General features: G+C 62.9%; 21 protein-coding genes. 9 read left to right on the top strand and 12 right to left on the bottom strand.

Annotated elements, in window-relative coordinates:
• Positions 1-39 precede the first annotated feature (39 nt).
• From pdxH to dinG, 5 genes are all read right to left on the bottom strand, one after another.
• The gene (pdxH, locus tag N5D53_RS22160; protein ID WP_064492950.1) at positions 40-687 is read right to left on the bottom strand and encodes a pyridoxamine 5'-phosphate oxidase; all 648 of its coding nucleotides are present in this window, start codon (positions 685-687) and stop codon (positions 40-42) included.
• A gap of 19 nt (positions 688-706) precedes the next feature.
• Positions 707-1,684, bottom strand: coding sequence for an OmpA family protein (locus tag N5D53_RS22165; protein WP_190869648.1), 978 nt, complete (start codon positions 1,682-1,684; stop codon positions 707-709).
• 99 nt (positions 1,685-1,783) lie between these two features.
• Complete coding sequence (locus N5D53_RS22170; RefSeq protein ID WP_004576208.1) at positions 1,784-2,929, bottom strand: EstA family serine hydrolase; 1,146 nt, start codon at positions 2,927-2,929, stop codon at positions 1,784-1,786.
• A gap of 133 nt (positions 2,930-3,062) precedes the next feature.
• Positions 3,063-5,297 (bottom strand): beta-galactosidase, encoded by a 2,235-nt coding sequence (locus N5D53_RS22175; RefSeq protein ID WP_190869649.1) that lies wholly within the window; start codon positions 5,295-5,297, stop codon positions 3,063-3,065.
• Positions 5,298-5,376: 79 nt separating this feature from the next.
• Positions 5,377-7,521, bottom strand: a complete 2,145-nt coding sequence (gene dinG, locus N5D53_RS22180; RefSeq protein WP_003254889.1) for an ATP-dependent DNA helicase DinG — start codon at positions 7,519-7,521, stop codon at positions 5,377-5,379.
• A gap of 98 nt (positions 7,522-7,619) precedes the next feature.
• On the opposite strand from dinG, the gene N5D53_RS22185 reads away from it, so the two are divergent.
• Entirely contained in the window at positions 7,620-8,084 is a 465-nt protein-coding gene (locus N5D53_RS22185; protein ID WP_021785832.1) for a CopD family protein, read from the top strand.
• A 119-nt stretch (positions 8,085-8,203) separates the two neighbouring features.
• On the opposite strand, the gene N5D53_RS22190 is transcribed toward N5D53_RS22185, so the two are convergent.
• The 3 genes from N5D53_RS22190 to N5D53_RS22200 form a co-directional block, all read right to left on the bottom strand.
• Positions 8,204-8,479, bottom strand: a complete 276-nt coding sequence (locus N5D53_RS22190; RefSeq protein WP_003254892.1) for a DUF1145 domain-containing protein — start codon at positions 8,477-8,479, stop codon at positions 8,204-8,206.
• 98 nt (positions 8,480-8,577) lie between these two features.
• Positions 8,578-9,297 (bottom strand): OmpA family protein, encoded by a 720-nt coding sequence (locus N5D53_RS22195; RefSeq protein WP_104960929.1) that lies wholly within the window; start codon positions 9,295-9,297, stop codon positions 8,578-8,580.
• An 89-nt stretch (positions 9,298-9,386) separates the two neighbouring features.
• Entirely contained in the window at positions 9,387-10,079 is a 693-nt protein-coding gene (locus N5D53_RS22200) for an OmpA family protein (protein WP_010952284.1), read from the bottom strand.
• 159 nt (positions 10,080-10,238) lie between these two features.
• On the opposite strand from N5D53_RS22200, the gene N5D53_RS22205 reads away from it, so the two are divergent.
• Genes N5D53_RS22205 through N5D53_RS22220 form a run of 4 tightly spaced genes read left to right on the top strand, consistent with a single transcriptional unit; the run spans position 10,239 to position 11,893 of the window.
• Positions 10,239-10,733, top strand: coding sequence for a DUF6231 family protein (locus N5D53_RS22205; RefSeq protein WP_020191311.1), 495 nt, complete (start codon positions 10,239-10,241; stop codon positions 10,731-10,733).
• A gap of 2 nt (positions 10,734-10,735) precedes the next feature.
• Positions 10,736-11,212: a YchJ family protein gene (locus N5D53_RS22210; RefSeq protein ID WP_029615445.1), complete on the top strand. Its 477-nt coding sequence runs from the start codon at positions 10,736-10,738 to the stop codon at positions 11,210-11,212.
• Between the two features lie 2 nt (positions 11,213-11,214).
• Positions 11,215-11,688: an LEA type 2 family protein gene (locus tag N5D53_RS22215; protein WP_104960928.1), complete on the top strand. Its 474-nt coding sequence runs from the start codon at positions 11,215-11,217 to the stop codon at positions 11,686-11,688.
• A gap of 7 nt (positions 11,689-11,695) precedes the next feature.
• Positions 11,696-11,893 (top strand): SEC-C metal-binding domain-containing protein, encoded by a 198-nt coding sequence (locus N5D53_RS22220; RefSeq protein ID WP_003254900.1) that lies wholly within the window; start codon positions 11,696-11,698, stop codon positions 11,891-11,893.
• A gap of 167 nt (positions 11,894-12,060) precedes the next feature.
• Here the strand turns inward: N5D53_RS22220 and N5D53_RS22225 are convergent, their stop codons facing one another.
• The 4 genes from N5D53_RS22225 to N5D53_RS22240 are packed head-to-tail and all read right to left on the bottom strand — an operon-like array spanning position 12,061 to position 15,666.
• On the bottom strand, positions 12,061-12,963 hold the full coding sequence (locus N5D53_RS22225) for a pyridoxal-phosphate dependent enzyme (protein ID WP_014589933.1): 903 nt from the start codon (positions 12,961-12,963) through the stop codon (positions 12,061-12,063).
• Positions 12,960-14,171, bottom strand: a complete 1,212-nt coding sequence (locus tag N5D53_RS22230) for an MFS transporter (RefSeq protein ID WP_014589932.1) — start codon at positions 14,169-14,171, stop codon at positions 12,960-12,962. Before N5D53_RS22230 ends, N5D53_RS22225 begins: the two co-directional genes overlap by 4 nt.
• Positions 14,168-14,956 (bottom strand): alanyl-tRNA editing protein, encoded by a 789-nt coding sequence (locus N5D53_RS22235; protein WP_010952274.1) that lies wholly within the window; start codon positions 14,954-14,956, stop codon positions 14,168-14,170. Before N5D53_RS22235 ends, N5D53_RS22230 begins: the two co-directional genes overlap by 4 nt.
• The gene (locus N5D53_RS22240; protein ID WP_177409993.1) at positions 14,953-15,666 is read right to left on the bottom strand and encodes a serine O-acetyltransferase; all 714 of its coding nucleotides are present in this window, start codon (positions 15,664-15,666) and stop codon (positions 14,953-14,955) included. Before N5D53_RS22240 ends, N5D53_RS22235 begins: the two co-directional genes overlap by 4 nt.
• 172 nt (positions 15,667-15,838) lie before the next feature.
• Between N5D53_RS22240 and N5D53_RS22245 the strand changes: the two genes are divergently transcribed.
• The 4 genes from N5D53_RS22245 (at position 15,839) to N5D53_RS22260 (ending at position 22,531) form a co-directional block, all read left to right on the top strand.
• Positions 15,839-17,197 (top strand): PLP-dependent aminotransferase family protein, encoded by a 1,359-nt coding sequence (locus N5D53_RS22245; protein ID WP_064492956.1) that lies wholly within the window; start codon positions 15,839-15,841, stop codon positions 17,195-17,197.
• An 85-nt stretch (positions 17,198-17,282) separates the two neighbouring features.
• A complete protein-coding gene (locus N5D53_RS22250; RefSeq protein WP_279840833.1) occupies positions 17,283-19,733 on the top strand; it encodes a penicillin acylase family protein in 2,451 nt (816 codons plus the stop codon).
• A gap of 126 nt (positions 19,734-19,859) precedes the next feature.
• Positions 19,860-20,876 (top strand): ligase-associated DNA damage response exonuclease, encoded by a 1,017-nt coding sequence (locus tag N5D53_RS22255; protein ID WP_020191305.1) that lies wholly within the window; start codon positions 19,860-19,862, stop codon positions 20,874-20,876.
• Entirely contained in the window at positions 20,873-22,531 is a 1,659-nt protein-coding gene (locus N5D53_RS22260) for an ATP-dependent DNA ligase (RefSeq protein WP_064492958.1), read from the top strand. The genes N5D53_RS22255 and N5D53_RS22260 overlap by 4 nt, the downstream gene beginning before the upstream one ends.
• The last annotated feature ends 38 nt before the right edge of the window (positions 22,532-22,569 follow it).

The raw sequence follows: 22,569 nt of genomic DNA on the forward strand, positions 1-22,569 counted from the left end.
CTTGATCAATGGCTGGGGCCGCTTGGCGGCCCCGGTTGCTCAGGGCGCCAGCCGCTCTCTCAGCCACTGCCCATCCACCAGTCGATAGTTCAACCGGTCATGCAGGCGGCTTGGCCGCCCCTGCCAGAACTCGATGCGCTCGGGCAACAACCGGTACCCCCCCCAATGCTCAGGGCAGTGCGGCTGGGTGTCGGAGAAACGCGCTTCGGTGGCCTTTACCAGGCTCTCCAACTCTTCGCGCCCGGCAATCACGCGGCTCTGTGGCGAAGCCCAGGCCCCCAGGCGACTGCCCAGCGGGCGCACCTGGTAGTAGGCATCCGACTCCTGCGCCGTGACCTTCTGCACCCGACCCTCGATGCGCACCTGACGCTCCAGCGCAGGCCAGAAGAAGGTCATTGCCGCAAAGGGGTTGGCTTGCAGTTGCTGACCCTTGGCGCTGTCGTAGTTGGTGAAGAAGGTGAAACCCTGCTCGTCGAGCCCCTTCAACAGCAATACACGGCAATGCGGGCGACCTTCGCCGTCCACGGTGGCCAAGGTCATGGCGTTGGCTTCCACCGGTACCTGCTCGGTTTTCACCGCATCGGCGAACCACTGGTGGAACAGGGCGAACGGCTCCCCTGGTGCCTGGGCTTCGGCCAGGCCATCACGGGTGTAATCGCGGCGCATATCGGCCAGGGATTGGGTCATTACTGCGGTTCCTTGACGATCAGTTGGTCTTCGCAGGGCTGTTGGCAGCTACTTTCTTGTCAACGGCAGCTTTCTTGGCTGCAGGCTTGGCCGGCGCAGCTTTTTTCTTGGCTGCAGTCTTCGCAGGCGTTTTGGCCTTGGCTACCGGTTTCTTCGCCGCAGCCTTGACGGCCGGTTTGCTGCCAGCGGCCTTGGCGGCTGGTGCCTTGGCATCCTGCACCGCCACCATCGAGGCCGGGGCGGGTGCCGGGGCGGCCTGCTGGTACTTGGCCAGCAGCGCGACCATGGTGTTTTGCGGAGTCAGCAACATTTCCACGCGGCGGTTCAGGGCGCGCCCCTCGGCACTGTCGTTGGCAGCGCGCGGCATCACCGAACCCATGCCCTTGAGGGTCAGGCGGTCACGCTGCAGGCCGCTGAGGCGGAAGATGGCCGATACCGAAGCGGCGCGCTCCAGGCTGAGCTTCTGGTTGGCAACGGCGGCGCCGCTGCTGTCGGCATGGCCCAGTACCAGCACGGCAGTCTTGGGGTCGCCTTCGACAGTCTTGGCAACGCGGGTAATCGGGCCCAGGGACATGGGCAGCAACATGTTCGGGCGATCAGGATTGTACGAGCTGTCCACCGGCAGGGTTACCGCCAGCACGTTGTCACGACGCTCCAGCTCCAGCTTGCTGTCCTTGATCGCTTCGCGCAGCTTGGGCTCGTATTCGTCCAGCCAGGCCTGCGTGGCCTTCTGATCGATCTTCGGTACCACCGGCCCCTTGGCTTGCTTGTCGTCACCGCCAAACGGCCACCACCAGCGGCTGGAGCTTTCGGATTTGGCATCGGCTTTGGCCACGTTTTCAGTGACGGCTGACTTCACTTCCTGCTCGGCAACCTTGTCCGAACCGAAAGGCCACCAGCTGGAGCCACCTTCCTTGGAGCCGTACGGGGAGTGGCTGGCGCAGCCGGTAACGGCGGTCAGGCACAGGGCGAGTGCTAAGGTTTTATGTGAAGACATCAGCGATACACCATGAAATAGAAAGATATTTTGCCTACGAACTTCAGGCGTTGGCATTGAGAATAGTCAAAGGGGGGTGGCAATACCCGCATTACCCGATCAAAGGCAACTGGCAAGGACGCGTACCAGTTTCTGGGCGCGTGGGTCCATCAGCACATAAGGGCCGAGGGTATTGACCACAAAACCGAAGGCCACATCGTACTCCGGGTCGGCAAAACCGACCGAACCACCGGCACCAGGGTGGCCAAAGGCGCGGGCGCCGAGACCAAAGGTGGCATTGGCCACATCGGGCTGGTCGAGCATGCAACCCAGGCCGAAACGGGTCTGGGTGAGCAAGGTACGGTCCTGGCCAAGGCTATGCTCGCGAGTCAGCTCATCGAGCAGTTCGGATTCAAGCAGGCTGCCGTCCAGCAGCCCGGCATAGAACCCCGCCAGGCTGCGTGCGTTGCCATGGCCATTGGCCGCTGGCTGCTGCATGCGTCGCCATTCCGGTTTGTTGGTGCTGGTCAGTATCGCGGGTGGGTTGGTAAAGGCACGGGTCGACAGCGCCTCAGGCTCGCGCATGGTCACCTGCAGCAAGCGTTGCGCTGCGCTGTCTCCAGCATTGCCCTTGCCACGGGCGATATGCGCCACGCGGTGGAACTCCTCGTCGGCCAGGCCAACATGGAAATCCAGCCCCAATGGGCGGGCGGTGCGGGCCACGATCGAGTCGCCAGGGCCACGGCCGTCGGCACGGCGAATCAGCTCGCCGATCAGCCAGCCATAGGTGATGGCGGCATAGCCGTGTTCTGTGCCTGGCGTCCACCACGGTGTCTCGGCTGCCAGGGCATCGACCATGAACTGCCAGTCATACAAGGCTTCAGCCGGCAACAGCTTGCGTATGGCCGGTAAGCCGGCACGGTGGCTGAGTAGCTGACGCAAGGTGATCGACTGCTTACCCGCCTGGGCGAACTCGGGCCAGTAGTTGGCCACCGGGGCATCGAGGGCCAGCTTGCCCTCGCCGACCAGCTGCAGGGCGGTAACGGCCGCAAAGGTCTTGGTGCAGGAGAACAGGTTGGCGATGGTATCGCTGTGCCAGGCCTGCTGGCCGTCCTTGTCGGCACTGCCGGCCCACAGGTCAACGACGGTTTCGCCACCCACCTGGATGCACAGCGCGGCGCCACGCTCCTGGGGATCATCGAACAGTGCGGCAAAAGCTTCGCGCACAGCTTCGAACTTCAGCTCATAGTGACCCTGGATCTGCACCCGCTGCTCTCCGTACGACCATATCCAAAAAGGTGTGCATTGTTTCAGTAGTTGGGTGTTTTGCAAACTGGCTTGGGCCAAGTGGTCGCGACACAAGGCCGCTCTCACCTGGGTTGACTGCATCTGCCTGATCTCAGGGGGCCGGTTTTTCCAGCTCGGCACGCAGTTGGTTCATGGTTTGCAGATTGCTTTTGCGCACGGCATCGACAAACCCTGGATAGGGCATATCGGTAATCGCCACCAGCCCCAGGTGGCCGTTCTCACCATCGAGCAGGCGACCGCTGGCCGGTTGGTCGAGGTACTGGAACCAGTGCGCGCCAACGATCATCGGCTGCGCCATGGCTGCCTTGAGGAAGTTTGCATAGGCCGGGCCGCGATCCTCTTCCCGCGCCAGCTCCAATGGCCCCGGCCAGAACGGCCCGCGATCACGCGAGCCGAACTGGAACTCGGACACCAGCACCGGCTTGTCCAGCTCTGCCAGGCGGGCAAAGTCGTAGCCGTCCTGTGGCTTGAGGGTATAGAAGTTGAAGCTCAGTACATCGCAGAACTCGGCACAGGCCTTGACCGCTTCCGGCGTACTAACTGCATAGCGGCCACCCAGGAGCATGTGATTGGGCGCATGCCATTTCAACGAATCGGAAATGGTCTTGAAGTAGGTCTCGGCAAATACCCGCTGGAAGTGCTGGTAGTCACGTTCGATTTCCGGGTGCTCCGGGTCAGGCAACGGCGCCTCGAAGCCAGGATCTTCCATGAGTTCCCAGGCGGTCAGTTCGATGCCCCAGGCCTTGGACAACCCTTCCTGGTTGCGATACTTGTCGCGCAACTGCTTGAGGAATGCGCGTTTGGCTGGCACATCGGTGGTCAGGCGCAAGGTGCCGTAGGCCAGGCCATAACGGCTCTTGGGGTCGCTTCCAGGGGCGGCCCATGCCAGTTCGTTATCGGCGAAGTAGCCGATGAGCCAAGGGTCGTCACGGTGATCACGAGCGGCGATGGCCACGGCACGTTCGGTGGCCATGGCAAAACGCGGGTCGAACGGGTCGGGCATGCGGCCCCACCAGTCCATGCCAGTGCTGATGCTGGCGTAGTCGCCTACGATCGACAGCGGCAAGGTATACGGCATGCGTCTGGCTTGGCCAAGCGTCGGCTCGCTCCAGTTGCCAACAGTGTTGAACCCCCAGGCCTGAAGGCGATCAAGCGCATGCGCCTGCCAGCGGTCGGCATCCAGCACCGACGGCACGCAATCGGCTGGCTGGCCCTCCACTGCGGGCCGGCAGGGTTTGCCATAGGTACGCTGCAGGTTGGCGGCGTAGAAGTCGAACCAGCGCCCCTGCTTGAAATTGCGCCCTTGCGACGAGGCATTGCCATCGTCGTTGTTGCTTTCGCCATAGAACGCGGCCAGTGCATCGCCCTCAGCGGGCAAGGCCTTGAACATGCCTTCGCGCCCGGCGACATAGGTACGCCCGCCGTCTGCCGCCACGGCGTTCACCCCCAGAGAATAGAACGGGTGCCCATCCGGCGTTACCAGGTACCAGCGGCCATCACGCTTTTCAGTGCGAAAGAAGCCCTTGGCTGCAAAGGCCGGACCGCCCACCAGGCCACCGTAAGCGTCCAGCTGCTGCTTGCCGCGCTCTGCCAACCAGCCCTTGAGCTGTTGCTGTTCACGGGTATCGGCCGCCTTGAGCTGCTCGTCACTGGATACCTTCTCGGGCCAGTTACCGCGAGTCGACTGGCCATAAGCATCAATCAGCTCGTGGTAGGCCGCCCTGTACGCCTGGTCGTCATCCTGGATACCGACACGCTCGATCAGCAGGCTCTGCGCCACCTTGGGGCTGGGGATGCTCAGGCTGACCGAGGTCACCTGCTTGAGGTCGACTGCACCGGCGCTGCTGGTCAAAAGGAGGCGCTGACCACCATGGTTCCAGGGCATCGGCGGGCCGGCGCGCATGCCCTGGTCCAGCGGCGAACTGGCCGTCAGGGGCACCATTACGGTTTGCGCGGGGCCAGCGGGGAGGTCGATACGGCTGGTCAAGACGCGGCCATCGCTGCCTTGCACTGTGACATCCACGGTCAATGCCCAATCCATGGCACTTTGCAGGCGCAAGGTCAGGAACTGCCCGGCGGACCAGTCCCACACCCCGCTCTGCGGGCTCAGGCGCAGGGTCGGCTGCTGGGCCGGGTTGAACACCACACGCCGCAACACCTCGCCCTCGGCCGTTTGCTCCGCGTTGTACTGCGGCATGCCGGCATCCACCGTCGCCACATTGACCACCGAAGCCGGGCGCACGAAGCTGAACAGCGTTTGCTGCCCGGCCAGCAAGGGCGAACTGCACAACAAGGCGAATACGGCGGGCAGGGTGCGGCGGATCATAAGGCTGAGGCTCTCCTTCAGGACCCTGATGGGCCCAAGACGAGTAATGGACAATGCGCCGGCGCAAGTGCTCCGGCGGTCAGGAAATTTCCCGCCGGAACGGCGGCAGCGCATTGAGAATAGCCTTGCCGTAGCGCTGCGTGACCAAGCGCCGGTCAAGCAAGGTGATAACGCCGCGATCCTGCTCGGTACGCAGAAGGCGGCCGCAGGCCTGGATCAGCTTCAACGAGGCGTCAGGCACGGCAATTTCCATGAACGGGTTGCCGCCACGTGCCTCGATCCACTCGGCCAGCGCAGCTTCGACCGGGTCGTCGGGCACAGCAAAGGGAATCTTGGCGATGACCACGTGCTCGCAATACGCGCCCGGCAGGTCGACACCCTCGGCAAAGCTGGCCAGGCCGAACAGCACGCTGTGCTGGCCATCGTCGACCCGCGCCTTGTGCTTGTTCAGTGTTTCCTGCTTTGAAAGGTTGCCCTGGATGAGCACCAGCTTGCGCCAGTCACGGTCCAGACCGTCAAACACATCCTGCATCTGCTTGCGTGACGAGAACAACACCAGCGCACCACGGGCATCTTCGACGATGTTCGGCAGTTCGCGGATGATCGCCGCGGTGTGCGCTGCTGCATCGCGTGGGTCGGCCTGCAGGTCGGGGACCCGCAACAGGCCGGCATCGCCATGCACGAACGGGCTGGGCACCACGCAGGTGACTGCGTCGCGCGGCAACCCCGAACGCATGCGGAAACGGTCGAACTTGCCTAGCGCGGTCAATGTCGCCGAGGTCACCAGCGCGCCGTGGGCCACGCTCCACAGGCTGCGCCGCAGCATATCGGCGGCGAGGATGGGGCTGGCGTTGACTTCGATGTCGAACAGCGCGCCACTTTCGGCCAAGGTCAGCCAGCGCGCCATGGGCGGGCTGTCTTCCGGGTCTTCGGCGGTGAAGGCCGTCCACAGCTCCCAGTTGCCCTGGGCACGGGTGACCAGGCTGCCGAACAGCGGATACCACTCTTCGGCCTGGTGGCTGGCGATGCCGATATTGACCTCGCCGTCCATGCCTTCCTTGAGCAGGTCAGCCAGGCGGGTGAACAGATCGTTGAGGCGGGCAAAGCCCTTTTTCAGTTCGATGCCCACTTCACGAATCTGCTCCGGCACCACCCCACCCTCGAAACGGTAACGCGGGCGCTCACGGCCTTCGGTGTCCTCGCTGGGACGGAAGTCAGCCACCTGTTCACAAAGGGTGAACATGAACTGCTGCTGGGTGCGTACTTCTCGCGCCAGCTCCGGCACCTGCTCGATGTACTTGCCCAGGTCGCCGGGCAGCGGATGCTGGGCCAGCAATTTGGTCAGGTTCTTGGCGGTCTGCTCCAGCCAGTCGGCGGTGGAACGCAGCCGCGAATAATGGGCGAAATGGCCGATCGCCTTGTCTGGCAGATGATGGCCTTCGTCGAACACGTACATGGTATCGCGCGGGTCGGGTAACACCGCACCGCCACCCAGGGCCAGGTCGGCCAGGACCATGTCGTGGTTGGTGACGATCACATCGACCTTGCCCATGCCTTCGCGGGCCTTGTAGAACACGCACTGCTGGAAGTTGGGGCAGTGGCGGCCGGTGCACTGGCTGTGGTCGGTGGTCAGCCGTGCCCAGTCCTGGTCTTCCAGGGCCTCTGGCCAGCTGTCACGGTCACCGTCCCAGCGGTTGCCGGCAAGCTTCTCGATCATGCTGTTGAACAGCTTCTGGCTGCGCTCGTCGACTTCGATGCGGAAGCCTTCTTCCTCGAACAACTGAGCCGTGGCTGACTGGGCGTGGCCTTCCTGCAACAGGATGTCGAGCTTGGACAGGCACAGATAGCGGCCACGGCCCTTGGCCAGGGCGAAGCTGAAGTTGAGGCCGCTGCTGCGCATCAGGTCGGGCAGGTCCTTGAAGACGATCTGTTCCTGCAGGGCCACGGTGGCCGTGGCGATCACCAGGCGTTTGCCGGCGGCCTTGGCCGCCGGGATGGCAGCCAGGCTGTAGGCTACAGTCTTGCCGGTACCGGTGCCCGCTTCCACGGCCACCACGGCAGGCTCGCCAGCGCGGCGGCCTTCATCGTCGCAGGCAATGTCGCCAAGCACCTTGGCCACTTCGGCGATCATCAGGCGCTGGCCATAGCGCGGCTTGAGGCTCTTGGCTTCGAGAAAACGCGAATAGGCGCCCTGGATAGTGGCTTTGAGTTCGTTGCTGATCATGGTCTGCAGGCGCCCGAAGGGCTGGATATATTTTCAGTGTTTCACATTGGGCGGCTATCATACCCCGCTATTGCCCTTTCTGCCGCATGGAGATCCGAATGCTCGCCTTTGCCCTGCCCTACACACTGCATGTTCTGGCCGCACTCGTATGGGTCGGCGGCATGTTCTTCGCTTGGCTGGTGCTGCGCCCGGCAACGGTTGCAGCCCTTGAAGGGCCTGCCCGCCTGCGCTTGTGGGTGGAAGTTTTCCGACGCTTCTTCGGCTGGGTCTGGCTGGCGGTGGCGATTTTGGCGATAAGTGGTATCGGCATGTTGCACATGCGCTTCAGCGGTTTCGAGACGGCGCCCAGGTACGTGCACGTGATGATCGGTGGCGGGATCGCCATGCTTGCCTTGTTCATGCGCATTCAGGCGTTGCTGCTGCCGGAATTGAAGGCAGCGGTGCAGGCCGAGGACTGGCCGACGGGGGCGGCGGTACTCGGGCGCATTCGGAGGATGGTGGGTATCAATCTGCTGCTGGGGCTGGCCGTGGTTGCGGTGGCCAGTTCGCGGCTGGTGATCTGACAGGCGCTGCGTGCAAACAGCAGTGAAGCAGGTGCCACGATGGATGGCACCGGCGTTGCCAGTGTTCGCGGGCAAGCCCACTCCTGCAAGGGAGCAGCGAGAATTAGTACGCTGCAAGATCAGTTCACCCGCGGCGCCTCCCGCGGACGGGGAATGGACATGACATGGAAGATTCCCGTCAACAGGATTTGCAAACGGTCAAACCAACGGTGACTGCGCCCGCGCAGGCTGCGATTGAAGAACAGCACTTCAAGTAGGTGCAGGCCAAACAAGACGATGCCTGCGGCATTGATCAGCAGATTGAAGGGCAAGGGTTGTGGCATCAGCTGATTGAACAGCACCACCCCCCAGAAAGCGACCGTCAGGACCTTGCCCAGGCCCAGGATGAACTTCATACCACGCCCCTATAGATGGTTGTCATGTCGAGGTGGCCTGATCGAGCAAACTGTGCGAACAACATTAACGGCAATGCCGAGGCAGGCGCCAGCACCACTCAGTTGAGGTGCAGCTCCACCCGTCGGTTGCGCGCACGGCCCTCCTCGGTTTCGTTGTCGGTAACCGGCTCGCTTTCCCCACGGCCCTGGCTGGTGACCTTGCCCATCTCCAGACCCTGGCCGATCAGGTACTCGGCAACGCTGCTGGCGCGGCGTTCGGAAAGTGCCTGGTTGTAGCTGTCGGAGCCCACACTGTCGGTGTGCCCGATCACACGAACCTTGGCCACCGTCGGTGAATTGAGCTTCTCCACGAGGCCTTGCAGGCGTTGCTGGGCCGCCGGCGTCAGTTCGGCGGAGTCGAAGGCGAACATCACCGCGCCGTTGTCATCGAGGGTGATCACCTCTGGCGAGGATTCGGGTGCACTGGCAGGTGGCGCGGCCGGGTACTGTTTCAGTGGGCAACCCATGTGGTCGACCGCCGTGTTGGCCGGGGTCTCGGGGCAGTGATCGCGCCGGTCGAAAATGCCGTCACCATCTTCGTCACCGTCCTGGGCGTAACAAATCAGCCCGCCGGCGATGGCGCCCAAGGCGCCACCACCGGCAGCCCAGGAAGAACTCTCGATGGCACCAAGGCCACCACCGACCAAGCCGCCCAGCAGGCTGCAGATGGGCCAGGTCCTTTGATTGAGGGGCGCGCTGCCATCGCTGTGCGTAGCGCAGCCCGTGAGCAGGCTGGCAGCCACCAACAGCGGCAAAGCCGCCTTCGACGTCACACTCATGCTGAATGCTCCTGTGTCATTGGCCACAAACGGCTGGCCGGCATGAAGACGCGCCCGTGCCACTGCTCAAGGCACGGGCGCCTGCCGTCTTACCGCTGGATCTTGATCTCGGTACGACGGTTCATGGCACGCCCTTCGGCCGTGGCGTTGTCTGCCACCGGCTGGGTTTCACCCGCGCCGACCACCGAAACGAAGCTGCTGCGCGGTACACCGCTCTCGACCAGGTAATCGGTCACCGAATGGGCACGGCGCTCGGACAGTTTCTGGTTGTAGCTGTCGGAACCGACGCTGTCGGTATGGCCGCTGACGCTAAGGCGGGCAGAGGGCGCTTCCTGCTTCAGGCGCGTGGCAATGGTATTGAGGCGCTCTTTGTCACTGGCAGTCAGGCGCGCAGAATCGAACTCGAAGTGCACGTCGCGGATGACAATGACTTCTTCCTTCTGCACCACCACTTCTTCGACCACCGCAACCGGCTCAGGCGGGCATCCGTTGGCATCGACCTGCACACCACGCGGGGTGCCAGGGCACTTGTCACGGCTGTCTGGCACGCCGTCGCCATCCTCGTCGCCATCGCCATGGGCCCAGCAATAGCCCGCCGCCAGGCCACCGCCCAGCAACGCACCCCAGCCAGCCCAGCTGGAGCTTTCGATGGCGCCCAGGGCGGCGCCGCCTACACCCCCGACGGCGGCACATTTCGGCCAGTCGGTTTTTTGCAAACCTGCACAACCAGTCAACACACTGGTGAGCAGTACCAGGGGTAACGCTGTGCGTACTATGCTCATTTCATTGCTTCTCCTAGGGGGAATCGGCATAAGGCCGATCTCTGGGAGTAAAGACCGCGCATTCCAACCCTGCCAGCAATAAGCTACGACACGGTCACATGCCTCTTTGCCCGCACGCCGCAGCCCGCTAGTCTTGGATGACTTGAACGAGGAATGGCAATGACCGAAGGTTTCTCCAAACGCACCCCGCAACAGGCCCTGGCAGCCCTGCTCGAGCGCTTCACTCCACAACGGCTGCTGCTGGTAGGTACGCGCTTTCCGGCGCTGGACGCCTTCGCCCAGGCACACCCCCAGGTCACCATCGACACCGCCGCCCCAGGCCCGCTGCCAGCCGAACTGGCCGCCAAGCGCTTTGACCTGGCGGTACTGGTGGACTGCCTGGAACACTTGCCCAAGCGCACCGGCCTGGAGCTGCTCGGCGGCATTCGCAACCTCAATGCCAGCCGGGTTGCAGTGCTGGCCGACCTGGCTGCCTGCGGCTGGCAGGACACCGACTTTTTCGCCCTGGCCATGTCGGCCAGCGAGAAATTCTGCCGTGACCAACAGGTTTTGAGCCTGTTCACCTATGATCTACATGACTATAAGCAGGTCCCGGACTGGCTCAATGCCAGGTTCTGGGCCAACCCTGAAAACTTCGGCAAGTACTGGTGGTGATGATGAGTGTCTCGGTCTGCCCTTGTGGCAGTGGCAACCTGCTTGACGCCTGCTGCGGGCATTACCATGCCGGTACCCCGGCACCGGATGCCCAAGCCCTGATGCGCTCACGCTACAGTGCCTACGTGCTGGGCCTGGTCGACTACCTGGTAGCCACCACCCTACCGGCCCAGCAAGCCGGCCTGGACCGTGCTGCCATGGCCGACTGGAGTGCACAGAGCACCTGGCTGGGCCTGGAGGTGGAAAGCGCAGAAGTGCTGGGCGGCCAACCCGAGCACAGCTTCGTCACCTTCACCGCGCGCTGGCACGACCAAGACGGCGATCATCAGCACCGCGAACGCTCGGCCTTCGTCCAGCATGCCGGTCGCTGGTACTTCATCGACCCAACGGTCGGGCTGAAGGCCGGGCGCAACGACCCCTGCCCCTGCGCCAGCGGGCACAAATTCAAGAAATGCTGCGCCAGCTACGTAGGGAGCTGAACATGATCAAGCGCACCCGTCTGCTACTGCTCGGTGCGCTGCTGGCATGGCTGACGGGCTGTGCCAGTTGGGGCGAGGACTGGCGCGAGCCCGAAGTGCATCTGGTCGAGGTCGAAACGGTCAAGGCCAGGTTGCTGGAACAGGAGTTCGTGTTGCACCTGCGGGTCGACAACCCCAATGACAGCCGCCTGTTCATTCGCAACGTGTCGTATGCAATACGCCTCAATGACCTGCTACTGGTGCAGGATGAAGCCAGCGTATGGCGCAGCGTGGGCGGGCATGCACGGCGCACTTTCAAGATCACCGCACGAACCAACCTGTGGCAGCACCTGAAGCCACTGGCCAAGCTGCTCAGAAGCAAGCAGCCGCTGCATTACACCCTGCAGGGCGAACTGGCGACCGGGTTGCTCATCCATCGGGACCTGCACATCTCGCGCAGTGGTGAGATAATCCCCGACGATTACATACCGGAGTAACCCTGCAATGTCCCAACAACCCCACGTTCATGGCCCTGACTGCAACCATGACCATGATCACCACCACGACCACGGCCATGTACACGGCCCGCACTGCAACCACGGCCACCAGGAGCCGGTACGCAACGCCCTGAAGGACGTTGGCCGTAACGACCCGTGCCCGTGCGGTAGCGAGAAGAAGTACAAGAAGTGCCACGGCGCCTGATCGACTGACGCGATAAAAATCTGAGAGATGGCTCGAACACTGTGGGAGCGGGCGCGCCCGCGAACACGGGCGAAGCCCGTGCCATCCACTGCGCCGCCTGCTTCGCGGGCTTGCCCGCTTCCACAGGTAGCGTGCCAGCCTCTGGATCATGAGCCTGACACAGGAGGCTACGCGGCCTTTCGCCGGTTTGCCCCCAACAGGTCCTGGTACCAGAGGCCGGCATCATAGGCGATGGTCACCAGGGTGGTCTCGACATACCGCGGATGCTGGGCCATGCGCTGGGCAACCGCCAGGCAGGCAGCGGCTGTATTACCGACGAAAATGCCACTCTGCATGTAGAACCAGCGCTGTGCGGCCAGCATTTCTGCATGTTGCACCTGGGCCCGCTCGTCCACCAGCGACCAGTCCATGAACGGCGGGCAAACGCCCACGGCCATGCCTTCAAAACGATGATCGGCGAACACGCCAGCCCTCGAATCACAGCCATTGGGGTCGACCAACACCGTCGACACCTCGAAGCCATGGTCCTTCAGCCCCAGGGTGATACCCGTGAAACTGGCGCCAGTACCCGCACAGCCCACGAACAGGATCTGCCGCCCTGCCCCGGCGTTGGTCAGTTGCACGGCCAGTTCACTGGCGGTCTGATAACGATGGGCTTCGATGCCCACCGGGTTGTTGAACTGGTCGGTGTAGAAGTATGACTTGCCCAGCGCGGCCTGGTTATCCAGGTGATGCATTACCACGTCCTTGGGTGTGGCACCGGCCATCAGCATTTCCTTGCCGATCAGTCGGGCACCGAAACACTCCAGCAGATCCCGCTTGGTCTGGCTGAAGCTCAGCCCGACCGCCAGCTCTACGGCGACCTGGTACTTGTGGCAGGCCGCCAGCAAGCCAAAACCGAAGCTGCCACCGGTTTTTTCGATGACGGTCGTCACCCCGGGAATGATCTCACCCTTGCGCACGGCATGTTCGACGATCCGCCGCGCCGCCCGATATTTGTGGCTACCGCCCGGATTGTTCATTTCCAGCTTGGTGTAGATACGATCGCTGACACTGATGAGCTCGCTCATTTGCGGCTACCTTCCATTGAAGTTTGCAGGCCGACCTTGTTCTGCAGCAGGCCGGCAGTGGCAACCAGCAGCCCCAGGCAGAGGACCATGCAGATGGCGTTGGTACCGTCCCAGCCGACCGAGCTGAGCAACAGCGAAGGGCTGAATGCGCCGAGGGTGGCAAAAATGGCAATGGCCAGGTCGTTTTTACCCTGCATCTGCATCGCTGCCGGGCTGTTCTGCAGTGACTGGGCCAGCAAGGCGCCTCCGCCTACGTAAGTGAGGTTCCAGCCCAGCCCGAGGGCAATCAGTGCCAGGGTCATCATGGCGTAGCTGTGCGACCAGATATTCATCGCCGAGCAACCGATCAACAGGGCCAGGCCCGCGCAAATGGTGGTCTTGATACCCAGCCGCTGGATGATGGCGCCGGTGAAGAACGACGGGGCAAACATGGCAATCACATGCCACTGGATCGCCAGACGGACGTCAGTGAAGTCCTCGTGCATGTGTTTCATATGCATCGAGGCCTGGATCATCAGCAGGTTCATGATCCCGTAGCCCAGGGCAGCGACAGCCATTGCCACAACCACGCTCGGGCCTGCCGGCTCGGCACGGACACTGGCCGGCTTTGCTGCGCTGTTGACCGCGCTGGCCATACCGGCATCGTTGGGCAGGCACAGCGCAATCAACAATGAAAGCAACGCCAGGCCGACAAACGCGGCATAACACAGCGAAAACAGTGGATAGCCACCCACGTCACGCAGCCACTCGGTAAGCGTCGGCCCGACGACAGCCGCGATGACCCCGCCCGCCACGACCAGCGAAAGCGCCTTGGGCTTCAAGGCCTGGGAAAGATTGTCGGTTGCCGCGAACCGGTTGAAGTTGGCGAACGCGATGTACACACCCAATGCAGAGTGGCTGAGGACCAGCGTTGGAAAATGCTGGTGCTCCACCGCCAGAAAGCCGCTGACGCCAGACAGCGCCAGGGGAATCGCGCCCAGCATGAACGCCTTTTTACGGCCGATACGGCTCATCAGCCTGGAGACTGGATAAGTTGCCAGCATCAGGCACAGAAACTGGAACCCGTACGGCACCGTGGACCATGCGGCATCAGGCGCCAGCGCAGCCCCGACAATGGCCGCCATCGTCACCGACATCACGGCAGTCGTCAGGTTGATCGACTGTGCCGTGAAGTACAGGTACGTGCGCCGCGGTAACGTGCTGTTCATAATGCGTGCTCGTGATAAGTGGACAGGTCGATTTCGGCCTCGGGGAACACGCAGATCAGCCGTTCCTTGCCTTTACCCAGGCGTTTGCGCTTGACGCCAAGGCGCCCGATGCGCCGAGGCGAATCGAGGTGCGTGCCACCGCACGGGATTTCGATGCCGTTGTAGGTCCACAAACGCGCGTCTTCCAGGCCTTGAACCGCGTAGTGCTCGATGGGCGCATCGCAGCCGATCAGTTCATTCGCCCGTCGTTCTATTTCAAGTACGTCTTCAGCCGTGAACGCGTCCTCGACCAGGAAGTCGAAACGTGCCGTGTCCTCCTTGATATGGCAGCCGATAGTCCATTGCTTCAATTCTTCACGCAGCCCGATGGCGGCGGCATACAGGAAGTGGCTGGCACTGTGAGACAACGTCAGCCGTTCGCGCCGTTCGATATCGATAGTGACGCGGGCCGGCATGCCTACCGTGACTTCATCCAGCAAGTGCAAATCATCAGGGTGCAGGCTGTGAATAATGATGCCGCCCAGTTTTCCACCTTTGAAACCTTCCAGGCGAATAGGGCTACCGTAGAGTTTTTTAACCCAGACGAATCGCACGGTACCCACCGGTAATTCAATGGTGCCGAAGTCAGCTTCCTGGCCGCCCCCTTCTGGATAGGCCACCGTACTCAGCAACTCGATGCCGTCACTGTGCACCCGCGCTACTTGCGTATTCGCGCCCGCCAAATACTGGTCTTTGTAATACAGTTTCTCGGTATTTCTTAAAACTTCATAGTTCAGAGCGTTCATGATTCCAATACCACCTGCAATGATGTTTTAACCTGTACCCGGGCAGCGGCCGGGACGTCTTTGGTAACAATGCAGCCCGGCCCGATAAACGCACCGTCACCGACATGAATTGCGCCCAGCACACTGGCGAAAGCGCCGATCTGCACCCGGTTGCCCAACGTCGGATGCCTGGGGCTCGAGGGGTTGTCACTGATACCGCGGGCGCCCAGGGTTACGCCGCCAAGCACGTAGCAATCGTCACCAATGGTCGACGTTTCACCAATGACGGTGCCCATGCCGTGATCGATGATGAAGCGCGCACCAATGCGGCTGCGGAAATGGATCTCCGCCCCCGAAAGCATTTTTCCGCGCCTGGAGATCATGGCGGCCAGGCATTGACCGCCGGCGCCGTAGGTCGCGGCGCTATTGTTGTAGATCCAATGGGCAAGCCGATAATGCAAAACCGCAGAATAAGAGGTGTAGGTTTTTGCAATGAATACCAGGTCGCGGCCGGCAGCCGGATCCTTCATGGCAAATGCCTGTAAATCGGCATGTGCCTGTTCAGTCACATGTTCTATGACCATTGTTTCTTTCAGTGCTTCGAACTCGACGACTGAACAACACTCCAATAACGCCGAGGTCACAAGATTCTTTACAACTTTGAATGACTCCAGTTCGTCAGGGACAGGAAGCCTGGCAATGACGGCTGATTGCATGTCCATAGGGTGCATGGGCTTGATATCCAGTTGTCTGGTCTGCACAGACGCTAAAAGTGCCGCCTTTGTTGGCAGCCGAAAGTTCCGACACAGGGATATTGGCATGTGCTGGCCATTTGCAAACGAACAGTCGACAAGCATTTCCGTTAACTGTTAGGCTTTTTTTTCTAACGGTTTCGGACCTGCCATGATCCCCTGCAGCCTTCATCACCTTTTGAAACAACGCCTGGATGCAGGCGAGTGGTTGCCCGGGCAACGCATGCCCTCCATCCGCAAGCTGACCGCTGCAGTGGACTTCAGTTACCACGACGTCGTGTCGGCCTACGCCCAGCTGGTCAGCGAAGGTGTGTTGACGGCATCACCCGGGCGAGGCTACTTCGTGGCAAACCGCGCCCGGCAAACCAGCGTGATCCACGAACCCGAATGCATGGCCGGCGACCCGCTGTTCCGGCTGCTGCAGGGCGGCCAGCACTTCACCAAGCTGGGCAGCGGCTGGCTGCCCCCAGCGTGGCGCGACACCGAACTGCTGGCCAAGGCGATTCGTCGCACGGCGCGGCTGGAGCAGAGCTCGCTGGCAGAGTACGGCGACATCCAGGGGTACCTGCCCATGCGCAAACAGCTCTGCGTGCACATGAAACGGCTAACCCGTGTCGAAGTCCGCCCCAACCAGTTGCTGACCACACTGGGGGCCACGCAAGGCCTGGACCTGGTTGCACGGTTGCTGATCAAACCGGGCGACCACGTGTTCGTCGACGAGCCGGGCAACGGCAACCTGATCAAGCTGATCCAACTGGCTGGCGGACACGTCGTCGGCATTCGGCGGACCCAGGACGGGCCGGACGTGGAAGAAATGAGAAGCCACCTGGCCAGGCACAAGGTCAAGGCGTTTTTCTGCAACAGCACCTTCCACAACCCGACCGGCAGCAACATCAGCCCGCACAACGCCTTCAGCGTCCTGCGCCTGGCGGTGGAGCACGAGTTCTTCGTGGTCGAGGACGACGTTTACGGGGACTTCAGCCCTGCTGTGCGCCAGACCTTTGCCGAGCTGGACAACCTTGACCGGGTTATCTACATCGGCAGCTTCTCCAAATGCCTGTCGGCCTCGCTGCGCGTAGGGTTCATTGCCTGCTCGCAAGACCTGATCGAGCCGCTCACACGCCTTAAACTGCTGACCTGCGTCGCTGTCCCCGCGTTTTGCGAACGCTTCGTCAACACCATATTGTCGGATGGCACTTATGCCCGGCACATGAAAGACGTGCAGCAGCGCCTGATCCGCCAGCAAGTGCAAACCCAACGCTTGCTGCTCGAGCGCGGCTGGCAGTTCGACATCGCACCGCAAGGGGGTATGTTCCTCTGGGTATACCACCCGGACCTGCCCGACCTGCAACCTTTCGTGCGTAAACTGGAGCAACACAAGATCCTGCTGATGCCCGGCTCTGCATTCGCGGTGAGCCGTGACTACCAACGCTACACGCGCATCAATTGCACGCATTTTTCCGACGCCTTGGCCGAGCACTTCGACGTTGGACCCGGCGCAATCAAATAAACCGACCTGGGACCTTGCACGGCGCCTGCGCGCTTACTACCTTAGCGCCTTTCCAAACCAGCCTCGCCTTGCAGGAGCCCTTGCCATGGCCGCCCCCGCCTTTCCTCCCTTCCGCCTGCGGTTCGCAACCGCTGCCACCCTGCTCGGCATGCTCGGCATGCTCGGGCTGGCCGGCTGCCAGACGGGCGGCTATCAGGACAGCGTGCCACCGACCAGCGGCGTGCAGCCGCTCAAAGGCCTGGCACAGAATGTTTCGGTACGGCGCAATGCCATGGGTGCGCCGCTGATCGAAAGCAGCAACTTCCATGATGCGCTGTTCAGCCTGGGCTATGTGCACGCCGGTGACCGCATCGAACAGATGGTCGCCATGCGCCTGCTCGCCCAGGGCCGCCTGGCCGAACTGGCCGGCAGCGAGGCGCTGGATATCGACCGCCTCATGCGCGCCGCCAACCTCAAGCAGAGTGCCGCCCAGCAATACGCCGACGCATCGCCACGGCTCAAGCGCTTCTTCGAAGTGTACGCACGCGGGGTCAACGCCTACCTGTTCCGCTACCGCGACAAGCTGCCAGCAGGCCTGGCCAGTAGTGGCTATCGCCCCGAATACTGGAAGCCTGAAGACTCGGCGCTGATCTTCTGCCTGTACGCGTTCAGCCAGTCGGTCAACCTGCAAGAGGAACTCAGCGCCCTGACCCTGGCGCAGAAAGCCGGTAGCGACAAGCTGGCCTGGTTGCTGCCCGGGGCCCCGGACGAGCCGTTGGCCGAAATGGAAGTGGACAAGCTCAAGGGCCTGAACCTGGCCAGCCAATTGCCGGGGCTGGCAGCCCTGGCGGCTGCCAGCCAGAAGCTCGCCGACCTCGACCTGCTCGGTAGCCCGGGGTCGGCCAACCTGGCCCTGGGCCCGCAGCGCAGCCGCAGCGGCAAGAGCCTGCTGGCCAGCGACAGCCGCGCCGCCTGGGCCTTGAGCCCGGTACAAATCAATACCAGCAAGTACCAGGTTGCCGGCCTGTCCTTGCCGGGCCTGCCAATTGTGCTGGCCGGCTACAATGGCAAGCTGGCCTGGAGCAGCAGCGCGGTCATGGCCGACAATCAGGACCTGTTCCTCGAGCAGCTGCGCCGCCAAGGCAATCAGCTGAGCTACCTGGCCGATGGTAAATGGCTGCCGGCCCGCGCCCGCAGCGAAACCTACTTTGTACGTGGCCAACGCCCCGTGCGCGAAGTGATGTACGACACCCGCCACGGCACCCTGCTGGCCCAGCCAGAAAATGCCAGCCTGGGCCTGGCGCTGAACCTGCCACAGTTCAAAGGTGATCGCAGCCTGGATGCCCTGTTCGACCTGACGCGGGCCAAGAACGTGGAGCGGGCCTTCGACAGCACACGTGAGGTGACTGCTGCTGCCGTCAACTTCGTTTTCGCCGAGCCTGAGCACATCGGCTGGCAAGTCAGTGGCCGCTACCCCAATCGCCGCGAAGGCCAGGGCCTGCTGCCCTCGCCGGGCTGGGACGGGCGTTATGACTGGGACGGCTATGCCGACCCGATGCTGCACCCGTACGACCAGGACCCACCCGCGGGCTGGATCGGCCATGCCAACCAGCGCAGCCTGCCGCGCGGCTATGGCATGCAGCTGTCCAGCACCTGGTACTACCCCGAGCGTGCCGAACGCCTGGCACAGCTGGCCGGCAACGGTCGCCACGACAGTCGCAGCCTGATGGCCCTGCAGAACGACCAGGTGACCTTGCTGGCCAACAAGCTCAAGCAGATGTTCGACGCACCCGGCATGGCCCAGCCACTGAAGCAGGCAATCGACGCCCTCCCCGCCGGGCAGCGCGACAAGGCCCGCGACACGCTCGCCCGGCTCAAGGCCTTCGATGGCCGCCTGAGCCCGGTGTCGGCAGATGCCGCGCTGTACGAGTTGTTCTTGCAGGAGGTCGCTCGACAGACCTTCCTTGATGACCTGGGCCCGGAGTCCGGCCCGGCCTGGCAGGCATTCGTCGGCAATGCACGTTTGTCATTCTCGGCGCAGGCCGATCATCTGCTGGGCCGCGATGACAGCCCCTTCTGGGATGACCGCAACACGCCGCAAAAAGAAGACAAGCCCGCCATCCTCGCCCGCAGCCTGGCGGGCGCAATGGAGGCCGGTATCGCACAGCTGGGGGCCGACCGACGCACCTGGCAGTGGGGCAAGCTGCACCAGTACCGCTGGCCGGCACCGGCCTACCATGGCCTGGGTGATGCGATCAGCCGTTCGCCGCTTGCCGCAGGCGGCGACTTCACTACCCTGGCCCTCACACCATTCGCCTGGGGCAGCGACTTCGACACGCGTCTGCCAGCCTCGGCACGGATGATCGTCGACTTCGGCCAGGCCGAACCGTTGCAGATACTGACCAGCAGCGGCCAGTCCGGCAACCCGGCCAGCGCGCATTACCGCGATGGGCTGGATGCCTGGTTCAAAGGGCGCTTCATGAGCCTGCCACTGCAACAGCAGAACTTCGGCAGGGCGTATGGCAACCAGCGGCTTACGTTGGTGCCGGGGCGGTAAGGGCGTTCTTCAGGGGCGCATGAGGGGGCTTGATGAAGTTTTTCAGCAGCTCCCTCCCAAATCCATCCGAACTAACGTCCAGCACCATGCCTCTTAACGGGTAACCCCAGAACCAGTGCCCGTGCCATGGACCTCGTCATCGCCCGCCCCGAAGGCCTGTACTGCCCGCCCGGAGATTTCTACATCGACCCCTGGCGGCCCGTGGACAGGGCTGTCATTACCCATGGCCACGGCGACCACGCACGCACCGGCAATGGCCATTATCTGACCGCCAGCCCCGGTGCCGGCATTCTGCGCAGCCGCCTGGGCCAGGACATCAATCTGCAGACCCTGCCCTACGGTGAGCGCCTGCTGCACCACGGCGTGACGTTGAGCCTGCACCCGGCCGGGCACGTGCTGGGTTCGGCACAGGTGCGCCTGGAGTATCGAGGTGAAGTCTGGGTTGCATCCGGTGACTACAAGGTAGAACCCGATGGCACCTGTACGCCCTTCGAACCGGTGGCGTGCCACACCTTCATCACCGAGTCGACCTTCGGCCTGCCGATCTACCGCTGGCCAAGCCAAAGCGAGATCTTCGCCAGCATCAATGCCTGGTGGCGGGCCAACAGTGAACAGGGCAAGGCCAGCGTGCTGTTCTGCTATGCCTTCGGAAAGGCCCAGCGGATTCTGCATGGGCTGGATGCCAGCATCGGCCCGATCCTCGTGCATGGCGCCATGGAGCCGCTCAACCGGGTGTACCGGGATGCCGGCATCCGCCTGCCGGAAACCCGCTACGCAGGCGATATTCCGCGCAACGACCCACTGCTGCGCCAGGCACTGGTCCTGGCGCCCCCGTCAGCCGGCGGCAGTAGCTGGATGCGCCGCTTTGGCGATTACAGTGATGCCTTCGCCAGCGGCTGGATGCTGCTACGCGGCGCCCGCCGGCGGCGCGGCGTGGACCGGGGCTTTGTGCTGTCCGACCACGCCGACTGGCCTGGCCTGCTCTGGGCCATTGGCCAGACCGGTGCCCAACGGGTGATGGTCACCCACGGCTCGGTCGAGGTACTGGTGCGCTACCTCACCGAACAAGGCCTGGATGCCCGCGCCTTCGTCACCGAGTATGGCGACGAAGACGATGTGCCCAACACCGCCCCCTCGCCATGAAAGCCTTCGCTACGCTGTTCCTGCGTCTGGACGCGACCACCTCCAGCAATGCCAAGCTCGAGGCACTGCGCGACTACTTCGACATGGCGCCCGCCGACGATGCTGCCTGGGCGGTGTATTTCCTGGCCGGCGGGCGCCCACGCCAGCTGGTGCCCACCCGCCTTCTACGCGAACTGGCGACGACGCTGGCTGGCCTGCCGGACTGGCTTTTCGAAGAAAGCTATCAGGCCGTGGGCGACCTGGCCGAGACCATTTCGCTGCTGCTGCCGCTGCACGCCGATGGCAACGACGAAGGCCTGGCCACCTGGGTGGAACAGCACTTGCTGCCCCTGCGCGGGCTGACGCCTGAGCAAGTCCGCCAGCGCCTGCCGCCGCTCTGGGCCCGGTTGGACCGTGCCAGCCTGATGCTATGCCTGAAGCTGATCACTGGCAGCTTTCGCGTGGGCGTGTCAAAGCTGTTGGTCACCCGCGCCCTGGCGCAACTGGCCGGGCTGGACGCCAAACGCGTGGCCCAGCGCCTGGTCGGCTACACCGATATAGGCCATCGCCCGACTGCAGCCAGTTACCAGAGGCTGATCGCCCCAGAGTCCGCCGATGAACACAACCAGCGTGGCGGCCAGCCCTACCCATTCTTCCTGGCCCATCCGCTGCAAGTGTCCAGCGATCAGTTCGATACCCTGCTCGGACCACCAAGCGATTGGCAAATCGAATGGAAGTGGGACGGCATTCGGGCGCAAGTGGTGAAGCGCGATGGCCAGCTGTGGGTGTGGTCACGCGGCGAAGAACTGGTTACCGAGCGTTTCCCCGAACTGCATGGTCTGGCACAGACGTTGCCCGATGGCGTGGTGCTCGACGGCGAGATCCTGGTCTGGAAACCTGGTGAAACCGAGGCTGAACTGGCCGTGCAGCCGTTTGCCTTGCTGCAACAGCGTATCGGTCGCAAAACGCTGGGCAAAAAACTGCTGAACGATGCGCCGGTGGTGCTGCAAGCCTACGACCTGCTGGAGTGGCAGGGCGAGGACTGGCGCAGCCGACCGCAACACGAACGCCGAAGCCAGCTGGAACACCTGGTGGATGAACACCCACTTGCCCCCGTGCTGTTGTCGCCTCTGCTGCAAGGCCCGGACTGGGCCGACCTTGCCCGCCAGCGCGAACAGTCACGCAGCCTGGGCGTGGAAGGGCTGATGCTGAAGCAGCGCGAGGCCCTGTACGGCGTGGGGCGCACCAAGGACATGGGCATCTGGTGGAAGTGGAAGATCGACCCTTTCAGCGTCGATGCGGTGCTGATCTATGCCCAACGCGGCCACGGTCGCAGGGCCAGTCTGTACAGCGACTACACCTTTGCCGTATGGGATGCACCGGCAGGTACCCCTGGTCGGGCGTTGGTGCCCTTTGCCAAGGCCTATTCAGGGCTCAGCGACGAAGAAATGCGCAAGGTCGACGCCATCATCCGCAAGACCACGGTGGAAACGTTCGGCCCGGTGCGCAGTGTCACTCCCACGTTAGTGTTCGAGCTGGGCTTCGAAGGCATCGCCCTGTCCCGGCGCCACAAAAGCGGTATTGCCGTGCGCTTTCCGCGCATGCTGCGCTGGCGGCTGGACAAGCCAGTGGAAGAAGCAGATGACCTGGCCACCTTGCAGGCACTACTGGCCTGAAAAAGTTTGCGATGCCCGACTGCTGCAGGATGAGGCGC

The organism is Pseudomonas sp. GD03862 (assembly GCF_029840855.1).
In the GTDB taxonomy this organism is placed as follows: domain Bacteria; phylum Pseudomonadota; class Gammaproteobacteria; order Pseudomonadales; family Pseudomonadaceae; genus Aquipseudomonas; species Aquipseudomonas alloputida.

What these genes read in the sequence shown, in the direction of transcription:
- pdxH (WP_064492950.1), bottom strand. Translation starts at nt 687, where the DNA reads ATGACCCAATCCCTGGCCGATATGCGCCGCGATTACACCCGTGATGGC.
- N5D53_RS22165 (WP_190869648.1), bottom strand. Translation starts at nt 1,684, where the DNA reads ATGTCTTCACATAAAACCTTAGCACTCGCCCTGTGCCTGACCGCCGTT.
- N5D53_RS22175 (WP_190869649.1), bottom strand. Translation starts at nt 5,297, where the DNA reads ATGATCCGCCGCACCCTGCCCGCCGTATTCGCCTTGTTGTGCAGTTCG.
- dinG (WP_003254889.1), bottom strand. Translation starts at nt 7,521, where the DNA reads ATGATCAGCAACGAACTCAAAGCCACTATCCAGGGCGCCTATTCGCGT.
- N5D53_RS22185 (WP_021785832.1), top strand. Translation starts at nt 7,620, where the DNA reads ATGCTCGCCTTTGCCCTGCCCTACACACTGCATGTTCTGGCCGCACTC.
- N5D53_RS22190 (WP_003254892.1), bottom strand. Translation starts at nt 8,479, where the DNA reads ATGAAGTTCATCCTGGGCCTGGGCAAGGTCCTGACGGTCGCTTTCTGG.
- N5D53_RS22195 (WP_104960929.1), bottom strand. Translation starts at nt 9,297, where the DNA reads ATGAGTGTGACGTCGAAGGCGGCTTTGCCGCTGTTGGTGGCTGCCAGC.
- N5D53_RS22200 (WP_010952284.1), bottom strand. Translation starts at nt 10,079, where the DNA reads ATGAGCATAGTACGCACAGCGTTACCCCTGGTACTGCTCACCAGTGTG.
- N5D53_RS22205 (WP_020191311.1), top strand. Translation starts at nt 10,239, where the DNA reads ATGACCGAAGGTTTCTCCAAACGCACCCCGCAACAGGCCCTGGCAGCC.
- N5D53_RS22210 (WP_029615445.1), top strand. Translation starts at nt 10,736, where the DNA reads ATGAGTGTCTCGGTCTGCCCTTGTGGCAGTGGCAACCTGCTTGACGCC.
- N5D53_RS22215 (WP_104960928.1), top strand. Translation starts at nt 11,215, where the DNA reads ATGATCAAGCGCACCCGTCTGCTACTGCTCGGTGCGCTGCTGGCATGG.
- N5D53_RS22220 (WP_003254900.1), top strand. Translation starts at nt 11,696, where the DNA reads ATGTCCCAACAACCCCACGTTCATGGCCCTGACTGCAACCATGACCAT.
- N5D53_RS22225 (WP_014589933.1), bottom strand. Translation starts at nt 12,963, where the DNA reads ATGAGCGAGCTCATCAGTGTCAGCGATCGTATCTACACCAAGCTGGAA.
- N5D53_RS22230 (WP_014589932.1), bottom strand. Translation starts at nt 14,171, where the DNA reads ATGAACAGCACGTTACCGCGGCGCACGTACCTGTACTTCACGGCACAG.
- N5D53_RS22235 (WP_010952274.1), bottom strand. Translation starts at nt 14,956, where the DNA reads ATGAACGCTCTGAACTATGAAGTTTTAAGAAATACCGAGAAACTGTAT.
- N5D53_RS22240 (WP_177409993.1), bottom strand. Translation starts at nt 15,666, where the DNA reads ATGCACCCTATGGACATGCAATCAGCCGTCATTGCCAGGCTTCCTGTC.
- N5D53_RS22245 (WP_064492956.1), top strand. Translation starts at nt 15,839, where the DNA reads ATGATCCCCTGCAGCCTTCATCACCTTTTGAAACAACGCCTGGATGCA.
- N5D53_RS22250 (WP_279840833.1), top strand. Translation starts at nt 17,283, where the DNA reads ATGGCCGCCCCCGCCTTTCCTCCCTTCCGCCTGCGGTTCGCAACCGCT.
- N5D53_RS22255 (WP_020191305.1), top strand. Translation starts at nt 19,860, where the DNA reads ATGGACCTCGTCATCGCCCGCCCCGAAGGCCTGTACTGCCCGCCCGGA.
- N5D53_RS22260 (WP_064492958.1), top strand. Translation starts at nt 20,873, where the DNA reads ATGAAAGCCTTCGCTACGCTGTTCCTGCGTCTGGACGCGACCACCTCC.